Raw genomic sequence first — 24,882 nt, 5'->3', positions numbered from 1 at the left:
CCCGGTTCACGGACGGGACAGGGCATCCCCACGCTCGGGATGCCTGGTCCTGCCCGTTTCCGGCCCGGGCACCCCCATCGGTAGTCGGGGCGAGCCCCCGGCCTAGTGCTGGAGCTTGCGCCCGCACGTCGGCCACGGGCCGGTGCCGCGCTGCTGGTAGAGCTTCTTGGCCCGGTAGGTCTGTTCGGCCGGGGGCGCGTCCTGGGGGCGGCCGTGGCCGCCGAGGTCGCGCCAGGTGCCCTGGTCGAGCTGGTAGAGGCCGCCGTAGTGGCCGGAGCCGTCGACCGCGTCCGCCCGGCCGCCCGATTCGCAGCGCGCCATCGCCCGCCAGTCGAGCCCGTCCGCAGGGCCCCCGACGCGGGCGGGCACGGTCATGGTGCCGACCCGCACGATCCGGGCCACCGGCGGCTCGACGATCTCGCTGCGGATCTTCCGCGGCCGCTGCCGTACGCCGTTGACGCTGCGCACCCGGTAGCTGGTGCGCAGGGTGCCCGGTTCGCCGGGCCGCGCCACGAGCTCGGTGCCCTTGGGGAGGGTGGGGTCGGCGCGGCGGACGGTGGTGAAGGGCACCGGCTCGTCGCGGACCTCCTTGCCGCCGGTGATCCGCATCACCGTCACGGTCTGGCCGTCGCGCGGGAAGCTGTCCTGGGGGACGGAGGTGGTGTCCTGGCCGCGCAGGGTGAGCCCGGTGGCGGCGAGGGCCTCGCCGACGGTGGCCGCGTTCGTACGGATGGTGTGTTCGCGCCCGTCGGCGAGGAAGGTGACAGTGCGCTCGGTGCGCACGTGCAGGAGCAGGCCGCGGCTGGTGATGGCGGCGGAGCGGGAGGCGGAGAGATACGCGCCCTCGGCACGTACGCCCAGTTGGCGCAGTGCGTCGTCAACCGTGTGGGCGGTGGTCCACACCCGGCGGCGCTCGCCGTCGAGGGTGAGGGTGACCGGGCGGCCGTAGCGGACGGCGATCTCGTCGCCGTTGGCGAGCCGTTCCCCGGGCGCGGGGGCGACGATGTCGTGCTCGCCGACGCGGACGTCCTGGTCCGCCAGCAGCTCGCCCACGTCGTCGGCGTAGGTGTGCAGGGTGCGCGCGTCGCCGTCGACGCTGAGCCGTACGGCCTTGTCCTGGGCGACGAAGGCGGAGGTGCCGCCCGCCAGCGCGGCGACCACCATCGCCTGCGGCAGCAGCCGGCGCATCGGGTCGGTCCGGCCGGTGGCGCCGCGGCGGGCGGCTCGGCGGGCGGCGGCTCGGCCGCCCGAGACGCGGTGGCTGCCCCTACGGCTCACAAGAACACTCCCGTAACACTCCACAAGTCCACTGGTCAGGGCGTTGAGTCCGGGACTGTAGCGGAGTGGGGGTGACTCTCCAAAGCGAAATCATCACGCAGTGTGATCGATTGCGTCGGATCGCCACCGCCCCTCACGAGGCGCCACCGCCCGCTCAATAGCCGAAGACGCGCGCCGTATTGGCCGCTACGGCGGTCGCCAGGGTGTCCTCGGGGACGCCCTTGACCTCGGCCATGGCCCGCAGGGTGAGCGGAATCAGATACGGAGCGTTAGGCCGTCCGCGGTAGGGGACGGGGGTCAGGAACGGCGCGTCGGTCTCGACGAGGACGAGGTCGAGCGGGGCGGCGGCGAGGGCGTCGCGCAGCGGCTGGGCGTTCTTGAAGGTGACGTTGCCCGCGAACGACATGTAGTAGCCGCGCTCGGCGCAGACCTTCGCCATGGCCGCGTCACCGGAGTAGCAGTGGAAGACGACGGTGTCGGGCGCACCCTCCTCGGCGAGCACCCGCAGCACATCGTCGTGGGCCTCGCGGTCGTGGATGACCAGCGCCTTGCCGTGCTCCTTGGCGATGGCGACATGGCGGCGGAACGAGCGCTCCTGGGCGGCCATGCCCTCGGGGCCGGTGCGGAAGTAGTCCAGGCCGGTCTCGCCCACGCCCCGCACCTGGGGCAGGGCGGCGAGGGCCGCTATCTGGCCGAGGGCCGCGTCCAGGGCGGCGTCGCCGCCGGGCTGCCGCGCCCCCTGCCGGGACCAGCCGTCGGGGTCGCCGAGGACGATGCGCGGCGCCTCGTTGGGGTGCAGGGCCACGGTGGCCCAGACGCTCTCGTGCGCCGCCGCGGTCTCGGCCGCCCACTGGGACCCGGCCAGATCACATCCCACCTGGACGACGGTCGTCACGCCGACCGAGGCGGCCTTGGCCAGTGCCTCCTCGACCGTGCCCGGCTGCATGTCCAGGTGGGTGTGGGAATCGGCGACCGGGACCCGCAGGGGCTCCGGCGGCGGCGGGGGCGCGTCCTTTTCCTTTTGCGCGCCGCTCGCCTTGCCACTGCCGCCGGGGGTCGATGCTGTTTTCGCCATGGTTGCGATTCTATGAATCCCGGTGAATGGGCGGTGAATCGCGTCCGGCCGCTCAGTTGACCCGCGCCCGGCTCAGGTGAACCGGCTCAGGTGAGCCCGCTCATGTGAAACAGCTCATGTGAAACAGCTCATATGAACCGGAACCTACTCAGTCGCGGTGGTGCTGAAAGGGATGCAGCAGATTCGCCAGATGCCAATGGTGCGCACGGCGTCGCGCGGGGCCCTCATTTTCCGGCGCGCCATCCGCCCCGGCGCCCGTCCCGGCATCCGCCCCGGCGCCCGTCCCGGCATCCGCCCCGTCCGTCCCCTCCGTCGCGCCGGTGCCGGCCTCCGCGCCCCGGGCGGTGTGCGGCCTCCCGCGCCGCGCACTCTCCAGGACCGAGGAGACCTGCCCCGAGCGCATGATCCGCACCAGATGCGCACCGCAGTTGACGCAGTCGGGGCTCGTCAGCGGGGACGGAACGCGCAGGCCGCCGGTGAAGTAGACGACGAAGGCCCGGCCCTCGCCGTCCACGTGGTGTTCGATGTCGTACGACCGCTCCCAGCCGTGCCCGCACTTCATGCAGGCGAAGGCGTAGGCCTCGTGGGCCACCTCGCCGGGCCCGGCGGAGGGGGTGTGGGCGGCTATCGGATGAGCACCGCTCGAGGTTCCCGCTATATCGCTCATGGCAGCTCCTCTTGTCACACAGGACAAGTCTTCCGGGTTGGGATCGCCCCAGGTCTTCCACACACAGTGGACGCCTTTCCCGCCGCTACCGCATCGGCTCTTCCCGCTCTTTGAGCGAGATTTGGCACCGGCCTTCCCAAAACCGGCATGCAGCTACCCGGCTACTAACCTGAGCTTTGCCTTTCGCTACTGTGCTTTACCTTCTCGTGGCGCGCTTCCCGTCGCGTTCTTCGCCGCCACCACGGCGTCGAACACCTGCCGCTTGGGCAGCCCGGCCTCCTGCGCGACCGCCGCGATGGCCTCCTTACGGCGCTCACCGGCCTCCTCGCGCACCGCGACCCGGCGGGCCAGCTCGGCGGGGCCCGCCTCCTCGGGGCCGGGCGCGGGGGCGCCCTCGACCACGATGGTGATCTCGCCGCGCACGCCCTCCGCCGCCCAGGCGGCCAGCTCCGCCAGCGGGCCGCGCCGCACCTCCTCGTACGTCTTGGTCAGCTCCCGGCACACCGCGGCGCGGCGGTCCGGGCCGAACACCTCGGCCATGGCCGCCAGGGTGTCGTCCAGCCGGTGCGGGGCCTCGAACCAGACCAGGGTGCGGCGCTCGTCGGCGACCTCGCGCAACCGCGTCAGCCGCTCCCCCGCCTTGCGCGGCGGGAACCCCTCGAAGCAGAAGCGGTCCACCGGCAGCCCGGACACGGCCAGGGCGGTGAGCACCGCGGACGGGCCGGGCACGGCGGTGACGGTGATCCCGCGCTCCACGGCGGCGGCGACCAGGCGGTAGCCGGGGTCGGAGACCGACGGCATGCCCGCGTCGGTGACCAGCAGCACCCGGGCGCCCTCGGCCAGCGACTCGACCAGCTCGGGCGTGCGGGCCGACTCGTTGCCCTCGAAATAGGACACCACCCGCGCGGCCGGGCGCACGTCCAGGGCCTGGGTGAGGCGGCGCAGCCGCCGGGTGTCCTCGGCGGCGATCACGTCGGCGGCCGCGAGTTCGGCGGCCAGCCTCGGGGGCGCGTCCGCCGTGTCGCCGATGGGGGTCCCTGCCAGTACGAGCGTTCCAGTCACGCCCACCATCCTCGCAGCCGCCCGCGGCAGGCCTCGCGCGCCCGCCGCCCCGGGCACGAATCCCCGGTTCGCCGCGCGAATCCCCGGTTCGCCGCCTTTCCCCACCACACTCACAGACCCCTTCCCTACGATGGCCCGGTGAGCAGTGACACCGCGACCCACGCCCAGCCGGGCAAAGCCACCGGCCAGCAGCAGCCGGCCTGGCAGCGCCGGCTGCGCCGCTTCGGATACGCGGGCCAGACCCGGCCCGGCGTACGGGAGCGGCTGGTCCCGCCGTACGCCGAGCCGGGCACCCGGCTCTGGGAGGTCTTCGGCGCGACCCCCTCGGCGGCGGCCAGAATCGCCCGCTGGAGCGGCTGGGGCGGGCCGCTGCTGGTCGCGCTGTGCGCCGGGCTGACCCGTTTCTGGCGGCTTGGCAGCCCGGACAACGTCATATTCGACGAGACGTACTACGCCAAGGACGCCTGGTCGATCTGGGAGTACGGCTACGAGGGCACCTGGCCGAAAGCCGCCAACGACCGGATCCTGGAGACCCCGCAGCACATCCCGCTCAGCGACGCGGCCTCGTATGTGGTGCACCCGCCGGTGGGCAAGTGGGTGATCGGCCTCGGCGAGCAGCTCTTCGGGCTGCATCCGTTCGGCTGGCGCTTCATGGTCGCGCTGCTCGGCACGGTCTCGGTGCTGATGCTGTGCCGGATCGGGCGGCGGCTGTTCCGGTCGACGTTCCTCGGCTGTCTGGCGGGCGCGCTGATGGCCGTGGACGGGCTGCACTACGTGATGAGCCGCACGGCGCTGCTCGACCTGGTGGTGATGTTCTTCGTGCTGGCCGCCTTCGGCTGCCTGCTCGTCGACCGGGACCAGGCACGCGCCAGGCTGGCGGCGGCGCTGCCGGCCGATGAGGACGGCACACCGCGGCCGGATCCGGCGGTCGCCCGGGGCCTGAAGCTGGGCGCGCGGCCGTGGCGGATCGCGGCCGGGGTGCTGCTGGGCCTGGCCATCGGCACCAAGTGGAACGGGCTGTATGTGCTGGCGGCCTTCGGCCTGATGGCCGTCCTGTGGGACGTGGGCAGCCGCCGTACGGCGGGCGCCCTCCGCCCCTACCGGGCGGTGCTGCGGCGCGATCTGGGCTGGGCGTTCGTCTCGCTGGTGCCTGTGGCGATCGTCACGTACATCGCCTCCTGGTCGGGCTGGTTCGCCTCGAGCGGCACCGCCGACCGGGTGCGCGGCTGGCGGCACAGCGGCTACTTCCGCCACTGGGCCGAATCCCAGAAGCCGGACGGCGGCGGCTATGGCACCGGCGGCGCCTTCGACTGGCTGCTCAACCCGCTGCGCAGCCTGTGGCACTACGAGTCCGAGGTCTACCAGTTCCACGTCAACCTGGACTCGCCGCATGTCTACCAGTCCAACCCGTGGAGCTGGATGGTGCAGTCCCGCCCGGTCTCGTACTTCTACGAGTCCCCGCGGGCCGGCCAGGAGGGCTGCCCCACGGACGCCGCCGAGAAGTGCGCCCGTGAGGTGCTGGCCCTCGGCACCCCGCTGCTGTGGTGGACGGGCTGTTTCGCGCTGCTGTACCTGCTGTTCCGGTGGGCGCTGCGGCGCGACTGGCGGGCGGGCGCGATCCTGTGCGGGATCGCCGCGGGCTATCTGCCGTGGTTCCTCTACCAGGACCGGACGATCTTCTCCTTCTACGCCGTCGTCTTCGTGCCGTTCCTGTGCCTGGCGGTGGCGATGATGATCGGCGCGCTGCTGGGGCCGCCGGGAGCGAGCGAGACCCGCCGGGTGATCGGCGCGGTCGGCTCGGGCGCGCTCGTTCTGCTGATCGTCTGGAACTTCATCTACTTCTTCCCGCTCTACACGGGCCAGACGATGCCGATGGACTCCTGGCGTGCCCGGATGTGGCTGGATACCTGGATCTGATCCCCGGCCCGCCGTCCGGATCCGGCCCCCGCCCCCGCGCCCTCACCGGTGAGGGCGCGGGGGCTTCTCTTGGTGCCGGTAGAGTGCCGGGCACCGCGGCCTCCATCGACTGATGGAGGGAATCGAGAACACTGTGGGGGTTCTGTAATGCGGAGTGGCGCGAGAGCCGCGATCGTCGGTGCGGTGTTCGCCGCCATGGTCGGTGTTGCCGGTTGCGGCGGCGGCCAGGACGATTCATCCAGTGCGAAGGACGGTGCGAGCGCCGGCTCGGGTGACGACAAGCCGTCCCTGAAGAACGTGAAAACCGGCCCGCCCAGCGCGGCCGAGGTCAAGACCACCGCCCGCGCGTTCCTGGCGGCCTGGTCGGCGGGCGAGACGGCGAAGGCCGCCGCCCTTACGGACGACACCGGCGCGGCCACCACGGCGCTGGGCGACTACCGCAAGAAGGCCCATGTGGCCAAGGTGGCGCTGGAGCCGGGGCAGGCGAGCGGTGCGAAGGTGCCGTTCTCGGTCAACGCCCAGATCTCCTCCGGCGGTCAGAGCGTCCCCTGGACGTATGCATCCTCGCTGACCGTCACCCGCGACACCAAGACCGGTAAGCCGGTCGTCGGCTGGAAGCCCTCGGTGGTGCAGCCCGACCTCGCCGAGGGCGACACCCTGAAGACCGGCGCGTCCGAGGCGCCGCCGATCAAGGCGGTGGACCGCGACGGCAAGGAGCTGACCGCCGCCGAGCACCCGACCCTCAAGACCGTCCTGGCCGCGCTGCGCGAGCGGTACGGCAAGAAGGCGGGCGGCAAGGCGGGCGTGGAGACCTGGATCCAGCGCGGCAAGGGCTCCAAGTCCCCCGACAAGACCCTGAAGGTGCTCTCCAAGGGCACCCCGGGCACGCTCCGTACGACGATCGACGCATCGCTCCAGAGCACCGCCGAGCAGCAGGTGAGCAAGCGCACCAAGGCGTCGGTGGTGGCGGTCAAGCCCAGCACCGGTGAGGTCCTCGCGGTGGCCAACTCCCCCGCGAGCGGCTTCAACACCGCCCTGCAGGGCTCGTACGCACCCGGCTCGACGATGAAGATCATCACCTCGGCGACGCTGATCGACAAGGGTCTGGCGGCATACGGCAAGGCCCATCCGTGCCCCAAGTACTTCTCGTACGGGGGCTGGAAGTTCCAGAACGACAAGAAGTTCGAGATCAAGAACGGCACCTTCGAGCAGAGCTTCGCCCGCTCCTGCAACACGGCCTTCATCAGCCAGGCGGGGAAGCTGAAGAACGACGACCTGACCAACGAGGCCCGGAACGTCTTCGGCGTCGGGCTCAACTGGCAGACCGGCGTGCCCTCGTTCGACGGGGCGGTGCCGGCGCAGTCGGGGGCCTCCAAGGCCGCCTCGCTGATCGGCCAGGGCGGGGTGCGGATGAACCCGCTCAACATGGCGTCGGTCGCGGCCACGGCCTCCACCGGCACCTTCCGCCAGCCGTTCCTCGTCTCGCCGTCGCTGGACGACCGGACCCTGGCCAAGGCGAGCAAGACGATGAAGCCGAGCACCCATGACCAGCTGCGCAAGCTGATGCGGCTGACCGCCACCTCGGGCACCGCCGCCCAGGCGATGGCCGGGATGAGCGGCGACTTCGGCGCCAAGACCGGTTCGGCCGAGGTGGACAACCAGCAGAAGCCCAACGGCTGGTTCAGCGCGTACCGCGACGACATCGCGGCCGCTGGTGTGGTCCCCGAGGGCGGCCACGGCGGCGACACCGCGGGCCCGATGGTGGCGGCGCTGCTGCGCGCGGGCGGCTGAGCCGGCAGTTCTGTCCAGTTCCACCGGCATGACGGCACGGGAGCCGGGCGGGCGCTCAAGCGCCCGCCCGGCTCCTTCGCGTTCAGCCGACCGGCCGGTGCTGTCCACGGGATCGGGGGCCTGGGCGTCGTAGCGGCCCCCGGTCGTGCTGATCAGTCGTGCTGGTCAGTCGTGTTGATCATTCGACGCCGGTGCGACTCCGGGACGACCGCTGCGGCCTCGGGACAGCCAGTGCGACCCCGGGGAAATGCCCTGGCGTGGGCGGCGGGCCCGTCGATAGCGTCGTCCCATGGTCGATTCCACTCCCACCCCTGACGCCGCCGCCCACCCCCGCTTCGCCGACGCCCTGCGCGAGCTCGGCCTGGACGTCGAGGTGCGCCGCTTCCCCGACGCCACCCGCACCGCCGCCGAGGCCGCCGCGGCCATCGGCTGTGAGCTGAGCCAGATCGTCAAGTCGCTGGTCTTCGAGGCGGACGGACAGCCGGTGGTGGTGCTGATGGACGGTGCGTCACGGGTCGACGTCGAGCTCGTACGGCACGAGCTGGCCGCCGGGAGCGTCCGCCGGGCGAACGCGGCGCTGGTACGGGAGACCACCGGCTACGCCATCGGCGGGGTGCCGCCCTTCGGCCACCGCACCCGCACCCGCGTCCTCGCCGACCGCCGGCTGCTGGACCACGAGACCGTATGGGCCGCGGCGGGCAACCCGCACACCGTCTTCCCGCTCGACCCCAAGACCCTGATCGCGCACGCCGACGGCACCCTGGTGGATGTGCGCGAACGGTCCGCGTGACTCCGCTCGTCGCGGCCGCGGTGTAGCGCCGCTCATCGCGGCCGCCACCCGGCTACATCGCCTGGCCGACGATCCTGGAGGGCTTCGCCATCCCCGCCTGCGCCCTGGCAGATCCAGCGCGGTGCGCTCCTTCGCCAGATGTGTCCCGTCGCAGCGCGCGGACTGCTATCGGTCTCCGCCTACGGCCTGGTCCTAGGGGCCCGGACCCAGGCCGAACTAGCCCCGATCGCGGCGCTGCGCGTATCGTCGATCATCGTGGGCGCGGCAATCGGAACACTGTTCTTCAAGGAGCGGTTCGGCGGTCCGAGGATCGCGGCGGCAGGGCTGACGGTGGCGGGCATCGGGCTGATACTGCACGCGAGCTGATCCGCTTCGTCTTTCAGGCTGCCTCTTGTTCGGCGAGCAGCGCCGCGACTTCCGGCACGTCTGCGTAATCCTGCAACCGGCGAAGGATGACCCGGACCCGTTCCGCTGTTCTTTCCGAGGACACGTCAGATGAGATGCCGATGACTCGTTCCGCTACGGCTGCCGCCTCTTCCGGTTCGTTGGCATCAGCAAGAGCCACGGCAAGCCATGAGAGGTACAGGGCCAATTCGCGAGTATGGGTGGTGTCGTATCCGCTGAGCACGTTCCGAAGCAAGGGAACAGCGCGCAAGGGTCGGTGCAATTCCGTGTAGACCCGCGATTCCATGACCCGGAACTCCCCGGCGTCCACCCAATACAGGTAGGCGGGTGATTCCGTGCCGGGCGTATCTTCCGCCAACGCTTCTGAGGCTTCCCCCAGGGCGCGCATAGCGGGTTGGGCGTGCGCCTTGCCCATCTTGGTGTGAGCCCAAGCCACACGGTCCAGATACAGCGCTCGGGCTTTTGGCGGGGCATCGCTGCCAGCGTCGCTCAAGGCGGCATGCGCCAGCGTGACCCCTTCGGCTTCCCGACCCGTGTTGCTGTACTGGTAGGCGAGTGATCCGGCGATATTCCCGGCCAGCGTGTGGTCTTCCGCCTGTGTCGCCGCACTGATCCCCAGCCGGTAGATGCGCTCAGCTTCACCGTGCTGTCCGGCATCGCTGGCGATCCATCCGGCAATCTGCGCCAACTCGCCAAGCTGCCTGAGAAGTTGCTGCCCTACTTCACTGGTGTGCGCGCCGTGCCGGTACAGCTTCACAGCGGAACGAAGTTCCCGGAGTGCGGGGCGAATCAAGTCACCCCCGGCCAGAACGTCGTCGGCAAGCCTAAGACCGTGCACCCGCTGCTTCAGGTCATCCACCGCACCCATGCCGATTTGGCGCCCTCTACGGGTTTGCAGCGGAGTTAGCGGGTCCTCTTCGGGCAGGAAGTCGGCCAGGGTCGGCAAAGGTGGCTGAGTCGGCTCCTGAGGTGCTTTCAGTACGTCCGCGGTGACACCGAGGGCCGAAGCGAGGAATGGCAGCCATTCACGAGGGGTGCGCTTCCCTGTCTCCCACCGACTGACCTCTTGCCGCCCGATCGGCTCTCCGCTGACCCCTGTCGATCGGCACACCTCGCGGGCCAGACGTGCCTGGCTCCAGCCCCGCTCTTCGCGTAGGCGCTTGATGTTGGCCCCGATGACGCTGGTCATGTCCCAATTGTGGCCGACAGTTGGCCGACAGGGGGCCGCTATGCAGTCACTCAATAGAGCGGAAGCGTGAGGCGAACAGCAAGGACCCCCGCGACCGTGCAACCGGTCCGGGGGCGTGGCCCGCAACCCCGTGGAGGTTGACGACGTGTCCCAAGCTACAGCGAGACTGCTCCTGGCACTGCTGCGGTTCTTACTGCCTCCTGTGGGCCGCCATCGGGCCAGTGATCAACCCCCGTTGCACCGGCCCGTGAGGGCGCCCCGTGTGCCAGCACCGCGGGGTGAGGACATCGGGCTTGTCCGCCCGTACCTGGTGGCTCATGAGCGACGGCGAGAGGCACGGCAACAGCGAGCGCGCCGCCGTGCCCTCTGGTTGGCCGTTCACGGCATCGATATCGGCCCCCGGCGGATTCACGGAGTGGAGGTTTCCGTATGACGGGCCGACCCACTGACGCATCAATGCCCCCGCACTGCAATAGCCAGGCATCCTCGTTAGCCTCCTCCAGAAGGCTCGTATGCAGCTCTTGTGCGCTGTCATCGATGGCAGACGCAGCAACCTGCGACGTGTGCGCCGCGCTGCTCAGGCAACAGGCAGCGCATGTCCGGTCGGGGGACACCGAGCGACTCGCACTGTGCATGAAGGAACTTCGCAGGCATCAGAGCGGCTGGTCCCACATGGGGCGCGCATGAGCCAGGAACCAGCTCTCATGACCGTGCGCGTGTCTCGGAACGGGGGCAAGACCTTCGGCCCCATGGCCATCTACAGGGCGTCCAACGCGTCTCTCGAACCCCTGAAGTCGTCAGCGTGGCCACCGTGCGAGTGCCCTAGGTGCGCCTCGTCCCCTGATGCACGACGACTTCAGGCGGCGCTGGCCCGGCTACTGGGAGAGAGCTAGGTCTCAAGCGCTAAGTCACACGAGGCAATGTGCCGAGGCTCATGCGAGGGGATGGGCGAGGGTGCCGTCCCCATCCCGGACGGCACCATCGCCTGTGCGGCATCCACGTGGGTGCGACTACCCGTCGTCCAGCGACGCCCAGAAACGGGTGAGCGCCTCCGCACCGCGGCCGGGGTCGTGCGTCATCCACCAGTGGCCCAGCCCATCGAGGACCTCCACCCGGGCACCGGCGCGGCGCGCGGCGCGGCGTCGCTGCTCGGCGGTTCCCACCACGTGGTCCTCGGTGGCGAGGAACACGAGTCCCGGCCGCCGCGCCGCGTTTTCCAGGTTCCGGCCGAGCTCGGCCATCACCGGTGGCATGGCGGAGGTGTAGAGCGCGATCACGGCCCGGCCCATCGCCTCGTTCTGCCCCTGGGCGACCCGCTCGGCCGCCGCCTCGCCCATCCCCCGCTCGACGAGCGTCGCGATCCGCTGCTCGACGGGCGCGCCGAAGCGTGCGGCCACATCGGCCTCTCCGATTCCCGGTGTCTGCCATCGCTGGGCGAGCTCATGCCAGACGTAGTCGGGTTCGAAGGCCGCGATCGTGTCGCTGGCCCAGCTCCGTACGAGGTCCGGGCGGTTCATCACCGCGTTGAGGACGTGTCCGCCGCCCCAGTCGTGGCCCACCAGGTCCACGGGCTCGGCGAAGCGTGTCAGCTCACCGATCAGCCAGTCGCGATACTCCCCGACGGTCGCCCCGAACCCGGGCGGCAGCGGCGCGCCGAACCCGGGCGGGGACAGACAGATGAGGTCGGCCGGAGCAGCGCCGGCGGCCTTCAGTTCGGCGAGCAGGGGGTCCCAGACGGCCGCCGTCTCGGGATTGCCGTGTACGAAGACGGCGGGCATCAGACCACGCTCCCCTGGAGCGGCACAGTCGGCTGCAGAACCGATTCCACCAGTGCCTCGGCGCGGAGATGGGACACCGCCCGGTAGTCGGGGTCACGGGCCATGTCGGCGAACGCCTGGCGGCTGGGGTAGCGCACCAGGAGCACCGCGTCCCATGCCTGCCCGTCCTCGGCGACCAGGGCACGACCGCCGTCCCCGAGGTACTCCACCCGCAATCCGTACCGCGCGTTGATCTCCGGGCCCAGCGCCTCGATGTAGCGCTGGTAGCTCTCGCGACCGCCGTCCGGGCGGAACCGCAGCAGGTTCAGCATCACCACGGGGCCGCCGGGATCTTCGGCCAGCAGCGCATCGAGGGCGCGCTCATCAATGTCGATCATTGAAACCTCCAGTCAGGATGAGTGGCACCGTATAAACTTGTTGGACGACACGCAAGTTAGTGAGGACTCTCGTCATGACGACCCCCCGCCGCACCCAGAAGCAGCGTCGCGACCGGGCCGAAGCCGCATTGCTGGCGGCCGCCGCCGAGCTGGTCGTCGAGCAGGGAGTGCGCTCGCTGACGCTGGCGCGGGTGGGTGAGCGAGCCGGGTACAGCCGCGGAATCGTCACCCACCACTTCGGCTCGAAGCAGGCTCTCCTCGAGCTCCTGGCCCGCACCGCACAAGCCGGGTTCGTGCCGGGCCTTACCGATCTGCCCCCGGGGCTGGACCGCCTCCTGCGGCTGATCGACGGCTACATCGGCCAACTAGGCCAGGTGGGCGCCGCCCATCGCGCGTTCCTGCTGCTGTGGGCCGAGGCGCCCACCATGCCGGAACTGGCACCGATCTTCCGCGAGCGGGACGAGTCGTTCAGGGCCGATCTGCGCGACGATGTGGCGGCCGGAATCGCCGACGGCACCATCCGCCACGACCTCGCTCCCGAGGAGGTCGCGGTAGCGATCGTCGGGCAGCTCCGAGGAATCGGGCTGCAACGACTTCTCGACCCGCACGCCGTCGACACGGAACGCCTGCGGCGGTCGGTCACCGAGCAGTGGCGCCGGGCGCTGGCCACACCACCGGCGCGGCAGCCATGAGCGGGCGGCTTGCCCCCGAACTCCGGTGACCTTGCTCTTCGTTGATCCTGCGCGGACGCCCCTGGGTAGGACAGAATCGGGGAGACCGTCGTCACAAGGGGGACTTGGTGCGGATCGACGTAGCGGTGAACGGTGGGGAGGCGGAGCTGCGATCGCTCCTCGACTGGCTGAGACGGGATCCGGCCGCGCGCCGCGGCGCCCAGGTGGAGCTGGTCCAGGCCGAGCCGTCGCCGGGCCAGATGGGCGTGCTCACCGATGTGCTGCAGTTGGTCACCGAGAACGCCTGGAGCGCGGCTTCCTTCGCGCTGGCGCTGTCCACCTGGCGGCAGACACGTCCGCACGCCCGGCGGATCACCGTGCGCCGTGGTGACCTTACGGTCGACCTCGACGGCGGCGACGACGAGGAGCTGCGGCGTCTGATCGACGCGCTGGAGCGCCCGGCCGCGCCCGATCCGGAACGGGACCGGGACCGTCAGGCCGACGGAGGAGGGCGGTAGCCGTGGCCGTTCTGCCCAATCCGTCCGCCACCCGCGCGGTGCTCATCGGCACCAGCCGCTATGCCCACCTGGAGCCGATCCCGGCGGTGGCCAACAACCTGAGCGCGCTGGCCGCGGCCCTGTGCGCGCCCGGTTCCTGGGGGCTGGCGCCCGAGCACTGCACGGTCATCGAGGACCCCGCCACCGCGGTCGAGGTCCTCGAGGCCGTCCGGACCGCGGCCGAGGAGGCCACGGACACCCTGCTGGTGTACTTCGCCGGACACGGTCTCGTCGAACCGCGCCGCGGCGAGCTCTTCCTGGGGCTGACCGGATCCATACAGCACCGCTCCTACACCGGACTGCCGTACGGCACGCTGCGCGACGTCGTGCTCGACGGGCGGGCCGGGCGCCAGGTGATGCTCCTCGACTGCTGCTTCAGCGGACGCGTGCTCGGCTTCATGAGCACGGCGAGCGCCGAAGCGGTGATCGACCAGGTGGAGATCGAGGGCACCTATCTGCTGGCCTCCGTCCCCGACACCAGCTTCGCGCTCGCCCCGCCCGGCGAGCACCATACGGCCTTCACCGGTGAGCTGCTGGGACTGCTGCGCGAAGGGGTGCCGGGCGGGCCGGAGTTGCTGGACCTGGACACGGTCTACGCGCAGGTGTACGCGGCGCTGCGGGCCAAGGGGCGGCCGCTGCCGCAGAAGCGCGACCGCAATACGGCGGGCGGGCTCGCCCTGGCCCGCAACGCCGCCTGGGCACCGCCCGGCTTCGGCCCGCCGCCCCCGCCGTACGACCACGAGCCGACGCCGCCGCCCACGTTCATGGGCACGCCCACGCCGCCGTACGCGCCGGAAGCGGCGCCCGCGGGCCACGAAGCGGCCGCCTCGGCTCCCGAGCCCGTGCCGCTGCCCGGGGTGCCGCCGATGCCCACCTGGTCGCCGATGGCCCTGCCGTCGCCCGCCCCGCTCCCCGCCCCCGGCGGCGCCTCTGCGGGCCGCCGCCGCGCCGTCACCTACGGGCTGGCGGGAGCGCTCTTCGTGGCCCTGGTGGCCGCGGGCATACCTCTGGCGATGTCATGGATGAAGGGCTCCTCCAAGGACGACTCCGGGCACAACACCTCGAAGTCGTCCAGCACCCCGAAGCCGGGCCCCACCTCCGGGAACAACGCCGCGGCCAAGGGGGGCGTCGTCAACCCCTCGACAAAGCAGGGCGGGACGCTGAAGTTCATCAGCAAGGACGACGCGGATTCATGGGACCCTCAGCGCAGCTATTTCGGCTTCGTCTGGAACTTCTCCCGCTTCTACGCCCGCCAACTGGTCACCTACGCCCCCAAGCCCGGTAAGGACGGCACCGAACTGGTCCCGGACCTCGCGGAGAAGAAGGCCGAGGTGACCGACGGCGGCAAGACGTACACCTACACCCTGCGCAAAGGGATCACCTGGGAGGACGGCTCCCCGATCACGCCCGAGGACATCAAATACGGCATCGAGCGGATCTGGGCTCAGGACGAAATTTCCGGTGGCCCGATCTTTATCCAGCAGGCGCTCGATCCCGGCCATACCTACAAGGGGCCGTACAAGGACACGTCCAAGGACAAGCTCGGCCTGAAGGCCATCCAGACTCCGGACGACAGGACCATCGTCTTCAAACTGCCGAAGGCCAACGGCGACTTCGAGCGCATGCTGGCGACACCGTCGGCATCACCGGTGAAGAAGACGAAGGACACCAAGGAAAAGTACCAGGACAACCCGTTCTCCTCGGGGCCGTACAGATTCGGCTCCTACCAGCCGGGCACATCGCTGGAACTGGTCCGTAACACCGAGTGGGAGCGGTCGTCCGATCCGATCCGCGCCGCCCTGCCCGAGCGGATCACGGTGAATTTCAGCAGCGACGAGCAGACAAACACGAAAGCCCTGTTCGCGGGCGACTATGACCTGGACCTGCAATCCTACGGACTCACCGGGGCCTCCCTCAACCAGGCCACGAGGAGCTCCGACCTCAGTGCCCGGCTGGACAGCCCGTCCAACGGGCTGCTCCTGTTCGCGGCCCTCCCCCGCTCCGTCAAACCGCTAAACAACGTCCACTGCCGTAAGGCGGTCCTCTACGCGACGGACAGGAAGAACCTGCAGACCGCCGCGGGCGGTCCACAGACCGGCGATATCGCGCACCATATGCTCCCGCCCGCCATCGGGGGCTCCGACTCCTCCTACGACCCGTACGAGACGCTCAAGAGGAAGGGCAAGCCGGACACCGACAAGGCGAAGGCCGAACTGAAGGCGTGCGGAAAGTCCAACGGATTCAGCACCACCATCGCGGTGCGCAACAATCACCCCACCGACGTGGATGTCGCGATGTCGCTCCAGGCATCGCTGAGAAAAGTCGGCATCACCACCGAGATCGATCAGGTCGACGGCACCCATTTCAGCGAGACGACAGGCGCGCCCGCGACGGTGAAGAAAAAGGGATACGGCATCGTCCTGTACCGCTGGCTCGCCGACTTCCCGACCGGTCAGAGCTTTCTGCAGCCGCTCGCCGACAGCCGTTTCATCCTGCCCACCGGCAATCTCAATGTCGCGGAGCTGGACGATCCCACAATCGACGACCTCTTCGACACGGCGATCGCCGAACAGGATCCGGCGAAGGCCGGGAGCGACTACGCGCAGATCAATCGGAGGATCTCCGACTCCGCCGCGTATCTGCCCATTCTGTTCCAGAAGAGCGTGATCTGGCGCGGCTCCCGGCTGACCAACGTCTATGCGAGCGAGCCCTGGGAGGGCCGTTACGACTATGTCTCGCTGGGCGTCTCCAAGTGACCGAAGGCCCTGCGCACCGCCACGTTCGTGGTCATGATGCCGCCGTCCACGGGGAGGGTGGTCCCGGTGATCCAGGCGGCGTCGGAGGAGGCGAGGAAGGTGATGGCGGCGGCGATGTCGGCGGGTTCGCCGACCCGGCCGAGGGGGTAGACCTCGGCGGCGCGGCGCAGGGTGTCCTCCTGGCCGTCCCAGCCGGGGGTGCGGATCGTGCCGGGGGCCACGAGGTTGACGCGGACGCCTCGCCGGGCGGCGTGGGCGGCCAGGGTGCGGGTGAGGCTGCCCAGGCCCGCTTTGGCGGCGCTGTAGGCGTGGTTGCCGAAGTCCTGGATGCCGTTGACCGAGCCGACGTTGACGATCGCGCCCCGGCCGTCCGCGGCGGCCAGATGCGGCAGCGCGGCGCGGGAGCAGCGGAAGGCGCCGCCAAGGGTGACATCGATGTCCTGCTGCCACTCGTCGTCGAGCTGGTCCTCGAACAGCGGGGTGTCGACGTGGCATGAGTGGGCGCTGTTGACCAGGACGTCCAGCCTTCCGAAGCTCCTTACGGCGTGCGCCACGGCCGCCTCGGCGTCCGCCCGCCGGGCCACGTCGCAGCCCAGCGACTCGGCCTCGCCGCCGTCGGCCCGTATGGACGCGGCGGCCTTCGCGGCCCGTTCGCCGTCCAGGTCGGTGATCAGCACCCGGGCGCCCTCGTCGGCGAAGCGGCGGGCGGTGACCTCGCCGATCCCGCGTCCCGCGCCGGTGAGCATGACCGCGTAACCCTCGAATCTCCGCACCGTGTGCCCCTTCTCGTCGGCTCTCGGACCGCCGCCGCCCCACGGTGACGTGTCCGCCGGTGATCCTGCCCGGCCCCGGCATGATCCTCACCCGCGGGACGTTGCACCATAAGGAGAAACACAGCACACACGCGCGGGTCGGCATGGCGGGAGTCGGATCAGTGGTGGACGTCCAGGGCACGGTGGCCGACGGTTTCGAACCGGTCCGGGACGCCTTCGCGGCGAACTTCACCCGGCACGGCGAGCGCGGTGCGGCCATGGTGCTCTACCGGGAGGGCGAGAAGGTCGTCGATCTGTGGGGCGGCACCAAGACCCCCGACACGCAGACCGCCGACACGCAGACCGCCGACAACGACGACGAGAGCAGCCCCGAGGCTTCCGGCGGCGGTCCCGAGCCCTGGACCCAGGACACCGCGCAGGTCGTCCGGTCGGTCACCAAGGGCGTCGCCGCCGCCGTGCCGCTGCTGCTGCATCAGCGCGGCCAACTGGACCTGGACGGCCGGGTCAGCACCTACTGGCCGGAGTTCAAGGCGGCCGGCAAGGAGCGGGTGCTGGTGCGGCATCTGCTCGCGCACCGCACCGGCGTGCCCGTGCTCGACACCCCGCTGACCCCCGCCGAGGCCGTCGACGGCATATCCGGGCCGCGGGCCGTCGCCGCCCAGCGCCCCGTATGGGAGCCCGGTACGGACCACGGCTACCACGCCCAGACGTATAGCTGGCTGCTGGGCGAGCTGGTGCGCAGGGTCACCGGGCGGACCATCGGGCGCTGGATCGCCGAGGAGATCGCCCGCCCGCTGGGGCTCGACCTGTGGCTCGGGCTGCCCGAGGAGCAGCGGGGCCGGGTCGGCCGGATCGCGTCGGTGGAGGCCCTCGCCGCGCCCGCCGCCCACGGTCCGCGGCTGCGCCCCAAGCGGTCGGTCGCCGAGGCGTATCGAGACCCCGAGTCGCTGACCCGGCGGGCGTTCGCCGCGATCACCCCGATGCCGGACGAGAACGACCCCGGCTATCTCGCCGCCGAGCTGCCCGCCTCTGGCGGCGTGGCCACCGCCGAGGCGCTGGCCCGCTTCTACGCGGCGCTGATCGGCCCGCTGCCCTCGGCCCGTACGGCCCGCTCGGGGGGCAGGCTCTTCGCCCCGGCGACGCTCACGATGGCCCGTACGGAGGAGTCCGCGGGGCCGGACCGGGTCCTGGTCGTCGGCACCCGATACGGCCTCGGCTACATGCTGCACGGCCCCGCCTGCCCGCTGCTGGGGCCGGGCTCCTTCGGCCACCCGGGGCGCGGCGGCTCCCTCGCCTTCGCCGACCCGGAGGCGCGCATCGGCTTTGCCTACGTCACCAACGGTATGCGGCGCGGTGTCACCGCGGATCCGCGTGCGCAGGCGCTGGTGCGCGCGGTGCGGACCTGCCTGGCGGCGCGGGAGGCGTAACCGCCCGAGGGGCCGCAGGTGCGGCGGGGCGGCGCGACAGAGGTGGCGTTACAGCGCGCGCCCCGAACCCGTGCGACCCCATGCGGCACGAGCCGTACCGGGGCAGCGCGACGGCCCCTGCCGAGCGGTCAGGGGCCACAGAAGCTGATGAGCCGCGTCAGCGAGGGTCGGGCGCCGCGAACTCTCCACCCTGACAGCCGATATGAACGATGCCCAGGGACGACGCGGGGAAGACCAACGCCGGACCGTTGGGAACCTTGCTGTCGCGAACGGGGACAGCGTCAACAAGCCGAGCACCAACGCCGTGTGGCATGGCGGAAGTCCACGGGCTCAATGCCTCCAAGCAAGCGCCGATCACTTCGGCCGACGCCTCGGGCGATAGTGCATAACTTCTCAGCGGATCGTGAGCGCCTGAGACGCCGTCAGCACGCCGCGCCCCCGCGCGGGTGAGCGGCCGGCCCCGCCCCGTCACCTCACCGGCGCCGTCACCGAGCGGGGATCGAAGCCAAAGGGGAGCTCCAGCCGGTGCTCGCGCATGAGCTCCTCGTCGCACAGCAGCTCCTGCGTCCCGCCGTCCGCCGCGATCACCCCGCCGCTGAGCACCACCGAGCGCGGGCACAGCTCCAGCGCGTACGGCAGATCGTGGGTGACCATCAGCACGGTCACCTCCAGGGAGCGCAGGATGTCGGCGAGTTCGCGGCGCGAGGCCGGGTCGAGGTTGGACGAGGGCTCGTCCAGGACCAGGATCTCCGGCTCCATGGCCAGCACGGTCGCCACGGCCACCCGCCGGCGCTGCCCGAAGGAGAGGTGGTGGGGCGGCCGGTCGGCGAACTCCGCCATTCCGACCCGCTCCAGGGCGCGGCGCACCCGCTCCTCCAGCTCCGGGCCGCGCAGCCCGGCCGCGGCCGGGCCGAAGGCCACGTCCTCGCGCACGGTCGGCATGAAGAGCTGGTCGTCCGGGTCCTGGAAGACGATGCCCACCCGGCGGCGGATCTCGGCCAGATGCGCCTTCGCCACGGGCAGCCCCGCGACCGTGACGGTCCCGGCGCCCGCCGTAAGGATGCCGTTGAGGTGCAGCACGAGCGTGGTCTTGCCCGCGCCGTTGGGGCCGAGCAGCGCGACGCGCTCGCCGCGGGCCACGGTCAGATCGACGCCGAAGAGGGCCTGATGGCCGTCGGGGTACGCATAGGCCAGACCGGCCACCTGGAGGGACGGCGGGGTGGTGGCGGGGTCGGTCATGGGAGCATCCATCCGGTCAGGCAGACCGCAAGCGCGGTCAGCGGGAGGGCGGCGGCGTGCGTCCACTGGGCACGGGACGCCGTCACATCGTCGATCACCGGCATGGTGCCCGTATAGCCCCGGCTGACCATCGCCAGGTGGACCCGTTCGCCCCGTTCGTACGAGCGGATGAACAGCGCCCCGGCCGAGGAGGCGAGCACCCCCCAGTGGCGGACCCCGCGCGCCTCGAACCCGCGTGACTGGCGGGCGATCCGCATCCGGCGCATCTCATCGGAGATGACGTCCCCGTAGCGGATCATGAACGAGGCGATCTGCACCAGCAGCGAGGGCATCCGCAGCCGCTGTAGCCCCAGCAGCAGGGCGCGCAGCTCGGTCGTGGAGGCCAGGAGGACGGAGGCGGCGACGCCGAGGGTGCCCTTGGCGAGGATGTTCCAGGCGCTCCACAGCCCGGACTCGCTGAGCGACATCCCCAGCACGGCCACCCGCGGGCCCTCCGCGATGAACGGCATCAGCACGGCGAAGGCCACGAACGGGATCTCGATCAGCAGCCGCCGCAGCAGATACCCGGCCGGTATCCGGGCCGCCGCCGCCACCCCGGCCAGCAGCAGCGCGTACGCCCCGAAGGCCCAGGCGGCCTCGCGGGGCGTGGAGACGACGACGAGGACGAAGCAGAAGACGGCCGCGATCTTGCAGTGCGGGGGGAGGGCGTGGACGGGCGACCGGCCCGCCCGGTAGAGCTTGTGCGCGTGTCCCGCGCCCATCGTCAGCCCCGCCCGCTCTCGGCCGTCGCCCGGCGCCGCCGTACGACGATGAAGACCCCGGACCCGACGGCGAGGGTGGCCCCCACGCCGATCACCCCGGCGAGCCCGCCGGAGAGCCGGGCGTCGGAGATGTCCTTGACGCCGTAGTCGGCGAGCGGGGAGTCCTTGGCGCCGTGGTCCTCTTCCTTCGCGTCGATCCCCTTGTCATGGGCGACCTTCTCCAGCCCGTCGGGACTGGCGGAGGCGTAGAAGCTCACGACCCCGGCGCACAGCAGCGCGGCCGCGAGCCCGGCCAGCCATACGCGCCGCGCCGACCGCTGCGGCACGGCGGCGGGCTCGCGGGTCGCGGAGGTCTCGCGAGTCTCGGAGGCGGGGGTCTGAGGCGCCTCGGAACTCGCCGTCGAGGATTCGGCCGCCGGTGCCCCGGCCCGGGCCACCGCTCCCGGAGCGGCCGGGGCCAGCGGGCTGTCGCGGATCTCCAGCGGACGCGCGGTCACCCCCCGCGCCCCGTAGACCAGATCCGGCCGTACGGCCACCACGGCACCGACGGTCAGCGCGGTGATCGCCGCCTCGCCGATGCCGATCAGCACATGCACCCCGACCATCGCCGCGAAGACCTTGCCGATCGCCACATCGGCCGTGCCGCCGAGCGCGTAGATCGCCGTGAAGGCCACCGCCGCGGCCGGTACGGAGACCAGCGCCGCCACAAAGGACGCGACGGTGACCGTACGGCGGCGATGCGGGGCCAGTTTCACGATCGTGCGGAAGATCGCGTACGCCACGACCGTGGTGACCAGGGCCATGTCCGTGATGTTGACGCCGAGCGCCGTAAGGCCGCCGTCCGCGAACAGGACGCCCTGCATCAGCAGCACCACGGAGACGCACAGCACCCCCGTATACGGCCCCACGAGTATCGCGGCCAGCGCCCCGCCCAGCAGATGCCCGCTGGTCCCGGCGGCGACGGGGAAGTTGAGCATCTGCACGGCGAAGATGAACGCCGCCACCAGCCCGGCCAGCGGCGCGGTCCGCTCGTCGAGCTCCCGCCGGGCACCGCGCAAACTGACCGCGACGGCCCCGGCGGCGACCACACCGGCCACCGCCGACACCGGCGCGTCGATGAATCCGTCGGGCACATGCATGGCGGGACTCCGCTCCTGAGCTGCTGCTATCGGCCCGATGGTAGCCCGTACCTGCAAGTCATTCGCAAGAGCGCGGTCATCGCGGAATCGATCGGGATGGCCCAGGATCACACGCCGACGGCGGCCTTCCGGGATCGGAAGGCCGCCGTCGGGCCGAAACGTAACGTCGGCTTCAGACGCGGGTCAGACACAGGTCAGACGCGCGTCAGCTCGGCGTCCGGGTCGGAGTCGCGCTGCTGGGCCACGGGGGGCGCCTCGAGCTGCTTGCGCAGTCCCTCGCCCTCCACGTCCACGTTGGGCAGCGCCCGGTCCAGCCAGCGCGGGAGCCACCAGGCCGCCTTGCCGAGCAGGGCCAGGACCGCCGGGACGATGGCCATACGGACCACGAAGGCGTCGAAGAGGACGGCGGTGGCGAGGCCGAAGCCGATCATCTTGATCATCGACTCGGACGAGCCGATGAACCCGGCGAAGACGCTGATCATGATGACCGCGGCCGCGGTGACCACCCGGGCGCCGTGCCGGAAGCCGGTGACGACGGCCTGGCCGGGGCGCTCGCCGTGGACGTACGCCTCCCGCATCCGGGTCACCAGGAAGACCTCGTAGTCCATCGCCAGACCGAACACCACACCGATCATGAAGATCGGCATCATGCTCATGATCGGGCCGGTCTCCTCGACGCCGAACAGATCCGCCAGCCAGCCCCACTGGAAGACCGCGACCACCGCGCCGAGCGCCGCGACGACGGAGAGCAGGAAGCCGAGCGCCGCCTTGAGCGGCACCAGGACGGACCGGAAGACGACCATCAGCAGCAGGAAGGCCAGTCCGACGACGAGCACCAGATAGGGCACCAGCGCGTCGTTGAGCTTCTGCGAGATGTCGATGTTCATCCCCGTCTGGCCGGTCACCAGCACCTCGGCGCCGGTGTCGGCCTTGAAGCCGCTCGCCTCGTCCCGGATGTCGCCGACCAGGTTCTCGGTGTCGATGCTGCTCGGCTTGTACTTGGAGATGACGGTGAGCGTCGCGGTGTCACCGGCCTTGTTGAACGTGGCCGGGCTGACCCCGGCCACACCGTCCAGGCGGGTGATGGTCTTACGGACCTGCTCGGCCGCGCCCTTGGCATCATCGCTGCCCTTGGCATCGACGACCACCATCAGCGGACCGTTGTAGCCGGGGCCGAAGCCATCGGAGATCGCGTCGTAGGCCTGGCGCTTTTGGCTGCTGACCGGCTGCGAGCCGTCGTCCGGCAGGCCGAGCTCCAGGCTGACGGCGGGCACGGCGGCCGCACCGAGGCCGAGCACGGCCACCAGGAGCACCATCAGCGGGCGGCGCAGCACGAAACGCGCCCAGCGGGTGCCCATATTGGGCTTCTCCTCGGCGGAGGCGTCCGGACCCGCCGCAAGGCGCTCCTCCAGCCGCCGGCGCGCCTTGCGCCCGAACACCCGCTTGCCCGCGAAGCCCAGCACCGCCGGGATGAGGCTGATCGCGATCAGGACGGCGATGACGACCGTACCGGCCGCGGCGAAGCCCATCTTGGTCAGCATCGGGATGTTGACGACGGCGAGGCCGACCAGCGCGATGACCACCGTAAGGCCGGCGAAAACGACCGCGGAGCCCGCGGTGCCCACGGCCCGTCCGGCGGCTTCCTCCCGGTCCCGCCCCTCGGCCAGCTCCGCGCGGTAGCGGGAGACGATGAACAGCGCGTAGTCGATGCCGACCGCGAGGCCGATCATCATCGCCAGTGTCGAGGTGGTGGTGGACAGCCCCAGGGTGGTGGCGAGCGCGGTGATCGACGCGATGCCGATGCCGACGCCGATGAGCGCGGTCAGCAGCGGAAGTCCGGCGGCGACCAGCGAGCCGAAGGTGATGGCGAGGACGACCGCGGAGATCGCGATGCCGATGATCTCGGTCGATCCGGTCTCCGGCATCTCCTGGAGCGCGTCACCGCCGATCTGCACCTTCAGGCCCGACTTCTCGGCCTTCTCCCCCGCCTCCTTCAGACCGTCCTTGGCGGGGTCCTTCAGCTCCATGGAGTTGACCTTGTAGCTGGTCAGGATGTACGCCGTGGAGCCGTCCTTGCTGACGGCCCGGGCCTGGTACGGGTCGGCGACCGAGGCGACCTGCGGCGAGCTCGCCTTGAGGTCGGCGACGGTCTTGGTGACCACCGCCTTGTTGTCCGGGTCGGTCATCTTCTCGCCGCTCGGGGCGCGGAAGACCACACGGGCGGTGGCGCCGTCCGCGTTACCTCCGGGGAACCGCTGTTCCAGCAGGTCGAATGCCTTCTGGGCCTCGGTGCCCGGAATGGAGAAGCTGTCGTTGGCGGGCGGGGAGGCGGTGGCGGCGCCGACGCCCGCGACCGCGAGAAGCGCCACCCATATCAGGGCGACGAAGCCGCGTCGCCGGAAGGCGAACCGGCCGAGTTTATACAGGAAGGTGGCCACGAGAAGAGGTGCTCCCGTCGGTTGGATGGCACTGGGCAGGGATGGGTGACCGAGCCGGCGACGAGAGCGGCGCGCCGGTCGGGGCCTTATGTGGTTGTGCGGAGGGGAGGGGGGAAGGGGGAGGGGGAAGTGAGAGAAGGGCTACGCGGCGCCGAGCGCGGGGAGGATCACGGCGTCGATGTACTCCAGGAGATACGTCTGGTCCGGCTGCTGACCGTCGACGAGCGGTCGGGCGATGAACGCGCCGCACACCATGTGCACGACGAAGTTCAAGGCGGGCCGGTCCGGGGCGATTTCGCCGCGGTCGACGGCGCGCCTCAGCAGCGCGTTGAGCGCGTCGATCTCGGGATAGATCAACAACTCTCGCAGGGCCTCATGAAGGTCCGGGTTGTCGTGGCTTGCGTGGGCGAGTCCCCTCATCAGCGCGGCGTCCCGCTCCCGGGCGCTCTCCGAGCACCGCACGATCTCCTGCAGATCCCCGCGGAGCGTTCCGGTGTCGACACCCTCGAGCAGAACGGGCTTGGTGTGCCGCAGCGCGGTCGCGACCAGTTGCGGCTTGCCTTTCCACTGGCGGTAGAGGGTGGCCTTGCTGGAGTGCGTACGGGTCGCGACGGCGTCCATCGTCAGACCGTCGTACCCCACCTCGCCGAGCAGCTCCACCACCGCCTCGTACAACTCCCGCTCGCGCTCGGGGGAGAGTCGGCTGCGACGCACCCGGGCGGTGTCCCGGTCCTCCGTTGCCTGGTCCATGGCCGGCATGGCGTGTCGCCTCCCTCCGAACGAAACGGTTTC

Annotated in this window: 20 protein-coding genes and 1 pseudogene; 8 read left to right on the top strand and 13 right to left on the bottom strand. The window is 70.9% G+C overall.

Annotated elements, in window-relative coordinates:
* Window positions 1-102: 102 nt before the first annotated feature.
* The 4 genes from STRVI_RS04420 to rsmI form a co-directional block, all read right to left on the bottom strand.
* Window positions 103-1,302, bottom strand: coding sequence for a resuscitation-promoting factor (locus STRVI_RS04420; RefSeq protein WP_251982555.1), 1,200 nt, complete (start codon window positions 1,300-1,302; stop codon window positions 103-105).
* 130 nt (window positions 1,303-1,432) lie between these two features.
* On the bottom strand, window positions 1,433-2,353 hold the full coding sequence (locus STRVI_RS04415; RefSeq protein WP_014054409.1) for a TatD family hydrolase: 921 nt from the start codon (window positions 2,351-2,353) through the stop codon (window positions 1,433-1,435).
* A 148-nt stretch (window positions 2,354-2,501) separates the two neighbouring features.
* Window positions 2,502-3,020 (bottom strand): hypothetical protein, encoded by a 519-nt coding sequence (locus STRVI_RS53425; protein ID WP_014054408.1) that lies wholly within the window; start codon window positions 3,018-3,020, stop codon window positions 2,502-2,504.
* A gap of 186 nt (window positions 3,021-3,206) precedes the next feature.
* Window positions 3,207-4,082 (bottom strand): 16S rRNA (cytidine(1402)-2'-O)-methyltransferase, encoded by an 876-nt coding sequence (rsmI, locus tag STRVI_RS04405; RefSeq protein WP_043235397.1) that lies wholly within the window; start codon window positions 4,080-4,082, stop codon window positions 3,207-3,209.
* 138 nt (window positions 4,083-4,220) lie between these two features.
* On the opposite strand from rsmI, the gene STRVI_RS04400 reads away from it, so the two are divergent.
* The 4 genes and pseudogenes from STRVI_RS04400 to STRVI_RS04385 all read left to right on the top strand — a co-directional run.
* Window positions 4,221-5,999, top strand: coding sequence for a dolichyl-phosphate-mannose--protein mannosyltransferase (locus tag STRVI_RS04400; RefSeq protein WP_014054406.1), 1,779 nt, complete (start codon window positions 4,221-4,223; stop codon window positions 5,997-5,999).
* Window positions 6,000-6,146: 147 nt separating this feature from the next.
* Entirely contained in the window at window positions 6,147-7,790 is a 1,644-nt protein-coding gene (locus STRVI_RS04395; protein WP_014054405.1) for a penicillin-binding transpeptidase domain-containing protein, read from the top strand.
* Between the two features lie 289 nt (window positions 7,791-8,079).
* Window positions 8,080-8,580: a YbaK/EbsC family protein gene (locus tag STRVI_RS04390; RefSeq protein ID WP_014054404.1), complete on the top strand. Its 501-nt coding sequence runs from the start codon at window positions 8,080-8,082 to the stop codon at window positions 8,578-8,580.
* A 29-nt stretch (window positions 8,581-8,609) separates the two neighbouring features.
* Window positions 8,610-8,946: pseudogene (locus STRVI_RS04385) on the top strand (EamA family transporter); the annotation flags it as partial.
* A gap of 13 nt (window positions 8,947-8,959) precedes the next feature.
* On the opposite strand, the gene STRVI_RS04380 reads toward STRVI_RS04385, so the two are convergent.
* The 3 genes from STRVI_RS04380 to STRVI_RS04370 form a co-directional block, all read right to left on the bottom strand.
* On the bottom strand, window positions 8,960-10,174 hold the full coding sequence (locus STRVI_RS04380; protein WP_014054403.1) for a helix-turn-helix transcriptional regulator: 1,215 nt from the start codon (window positions 10,172-10,174) through the stop codon (window positions 8,960-8,962).
* 1,010 nt (window positions 10,175-11,184) lie between these two features.
* Window positions 11,185-11,952, bottom strand: coding sequence for an alpha/beta fold hydrolase (locus STRVI_RS04375; RefSeq protein WP_014054400.1), 768 nt, complete (start codon window positions 11,950-11,952; stop codon window positions 11,185-11,187).
* Entirely contained in the window at window positions 11,952-12,329 is a 378-nt protein-coding gene (locus STRVI_RS04370) for a DUF1330 domain-containing protein (protein ID WP_014054399.1), read from the bottom strand. The genes STRVI_RS04375 and STRVI_RS04370 overlap by 1 nt, the downstream gene beginning before the upstream one ends.
* 74 nt (window positions 12,330-12,403) lie before the next feature.
* Between STRVI_RS04370 and STRVI_RS04365 the strand changes: the two genes are divergently transcribed.
* The 3 genes from STRVI_RS04365 (at window position 12,404) to STRVI_RS04355 (ending at window position 16,313) form a co-directional block, all read left to right on the top strand.
* A complete protein-coding gene (locus STRVI_RS04365; RefSeq protein ID WP_014054398.1) occupies window positions 12,404-13,021 on the top strand; it encodes a TetR/AcrR family transcriptional regulator in 618 nt (205 codons plus the stop codon).
* Window positions 13,022-13,128: 107 nt separating this feature from the next.
* Window positions 13,129-13,518 carry an effector-associated constant component EACC1 gene (locus STRVI_RS04360; protein ID WP_014054397.1) on the top strand — a complete coding sequence of 130 codons (390 nt, stop codon included), beginning with the start codon at window positions 13,129-13,131 and terminating at the stop codon, window positions 13,516-13,518.
* 2 nt (window positions 13,519-13,520) lie between these two features.
* Window positions 13,521-16,313: a caspase, EACC1-associated type gene (locus STRVI_RS04355; protein WP_014054396.1), complete on the top strand. Its 2,793-nt coding sequence runs from the start codon at window positions 13,521-13,523 to the stop codon at window positions 16,311-16,313.
* On the opposite strand, the gene STRVI_RS04350 is transcribed toward STRVI_RS04355, so the two are convergent.
* On the bottom strand, window positions 16,286-17,086 hold the full coding sequence (locus STRVI_RS04350) for an SDR family NAD(P)-dependent oxidoreductase (RefSeq protein WP_014054395.1): 801 nt from the start codon (window positions 17,084-17,086) through the stop codon (window positions 16,286-16,288). The two genes, STRVI_RS04355 and STRVI_RS04350, sit on opposite strands and share 28 nt — an antisense overlap.
* 161 nt (window positions 17,087-17,247) lie before the next feature.
* On the opposite strand from STRVI_RS04350, the gene STRVI_RS04345 reads away from it, so the two are divergent.
* Complete coding sequence (locus STRVI_RS04345; protein WP_435532574.1) at window positions 17,248-18,513, top strand: serine hydrolase domain-containing protein; 1,266 nt, start codon at window positions 17,248-17,250, stop codon at window positions 18,511-18,513.
* Window positions 18,514-18,981: 468 nt separating this feature from the next.
* On the opposite strand, the gene STRVI_RS04340 is transcribed toward STRVI_RS04345, so the two are convergent.
* From STRVI_RS04340 to STRVI_RS04320, 5 genes are all read right to left on the bottom strand, one after another.
* Entirely contained in the window at window positions 18,982-19,752 is a 771-nt protein-coding gene (locus tag STRVI_RS04340) for an energy-coupling factor ABC transporter ATP-binding protein (protein ID WP_014054393.1), read from the bottom strand.
* Window positions 19,749-20,513: a cobalt ECF transporter T component CbiQ gene (gene cbiQ, locus STRVI_RS04335; protein ID WP_014054392.1), complete on the bottom strand. Its 765-nt coding sequence runs from the start codon at window positions 20,511-20,513 to the stop codon at window positions 19,749-19,751. Before cbiQ ends, STRVI_RS04340 begins: the two co-directional genes overlap by 4 nt.
* Window positions 20,514-20,515: 2 nt before the next feature.
* Complete coding sequence (locus tag STRVI_RS04330) at window positions 20,516-21,652, bottom strand: energy-coupling factor ABC transporter permease (protein WP_014054391.1); 1,137 nt, start codon at window positions 21,650-21,652, stop codon at window positions 20,516-20,518.
* A 194-nt stretch (window positions 21,653-21,846) separates the two neighbouring features.
* The gene (locus STRVI_RS04325; protein WP_014054390.1) at window positions 21,847-24,090 is read right to left on the bottom strand and encodes an MMPL family transporter; all 2,244 of its coding nucleotides are present in this window, start codon (window positions 24,088-24,090) and stop codon (window positions 21,847-21,849) included.
* Window positions 24,091-24,231: 141 nt separating this feature from the next.
* Window positions 24,232-24,849 (bottom strand): TetR/AcrR family transcriptional regulator, encoded by a 618-nt coding sequence (locus STRVI_RS04320; RefSeq protein WP_014054389.1) that lies wholly within the window; start codon window positions 24,847-24,849, stop codon window positions 24,232-24,234.
* Window positions 24,850-24,882: the final 33 nt, after the last annotated feature.

Origin of the sequence: Streptomyces violaceusniger Tu 4113 (assembly GCF_000147815.2) — a bacterium.
Classification (GTDB): Bacteria; Actinomycetota; Actinomycetes; order Streptomycetales; family Streptomycetaceae; genus Streptomyces; species Streptomyces violaceusniger_A.
The sequence above is the reverse complement of the archived record's forward strand: the minus strand, read 5'-3'. Positions and strand labels throughout refer to the sequence as shown.

Bases quoted from the DNA above. Each gene is read 5' to 3' on its own strand.
- STRVI_RS04415 (WP_014054409.1), bottom strand. From the start codon at position 2,353: ATGGCGAAAACAGCATCGACCCCCGGCGGCAGTGGCAAGGCGAGCGGC.
- STRVI_RS53425 (WP_014054408.1), bottom strand. From the start codon at position 3,020: ATGAGCGATATAGCGGGAACCTCGAGCGGTGCTCATCCGATAGCCGCC.
- STRVI_RS04395 (WP_014054405.1), top strand. From the start codon at position 6,147: ATGCGGAGTGGCGCGAGAGCCGCGATCGTCGGTGCGGTGTTCGCCGCC.
- STRVI_RS04390 (WP_014054404.1), top strand. From the start codon at position 8,080: ATGGTCGATTCCACTCCCACCCCTGACGCCGCCGCCCACCCCCGCTTC.
- STRVI_RS04380 (WP_014054403.1), bottom strand. From the start codon at position 10,174: ATGACCAGCGTCATCGGGGCCAACATCAAGCGCCTACGCGAAGAGCGG.
- STRVI_RS04375 (WP_014054400.1), bottom strand. From the start codon at position 11,952: ATGCCCGCCGTCTTCGTACACGGCAATCCCGAGACGGCGGCCGTCTGG.
- STRVI_RS04370 (WP_014054399.1), bottom strand. From the start codon at position 12,329: ATGATCGACATTGATGAGCGCGCCCTCGATGCGCTGCTGGCCGAAGAT.
- STRVI_RS04365 (WP_014054398.1), top strand. From the start codon at position 12,404: ATGACGACCCCCCGCCGCACCCAGAAGCAGCGTCGCGACCGGGCCGAA.
- STRVI_RS04340 (WP_014054393.1), bottom strand. From the start codon at position 19,752: ATGACCGACCCCGCCACCACCCCGCCGTCCCTCCAGGTGGCCGGTCTG.
- cbiQ (WP_014054392.1), bottom strand. From the start codon at position 20,513: ATGGGCGCGGGACACGCGCACAAGCTCTACCGGGCGGGCCGGTCGCCC.
- STRVI_RS04330 (WP_014054391.1), bottom strand. From the start codon at position 21,652: ATGCATGTGCCCGACGGATTCATCGACGCGCCGGTGTCGGCGGTGGCC.
- STRVI_RS04320 (WP_014054389.1), bottom strand. From the start codon at position 24,849: ATGCCGGCCATGGACCAGGCAACGGAGGACCGGGACACCGCCCGGGTG.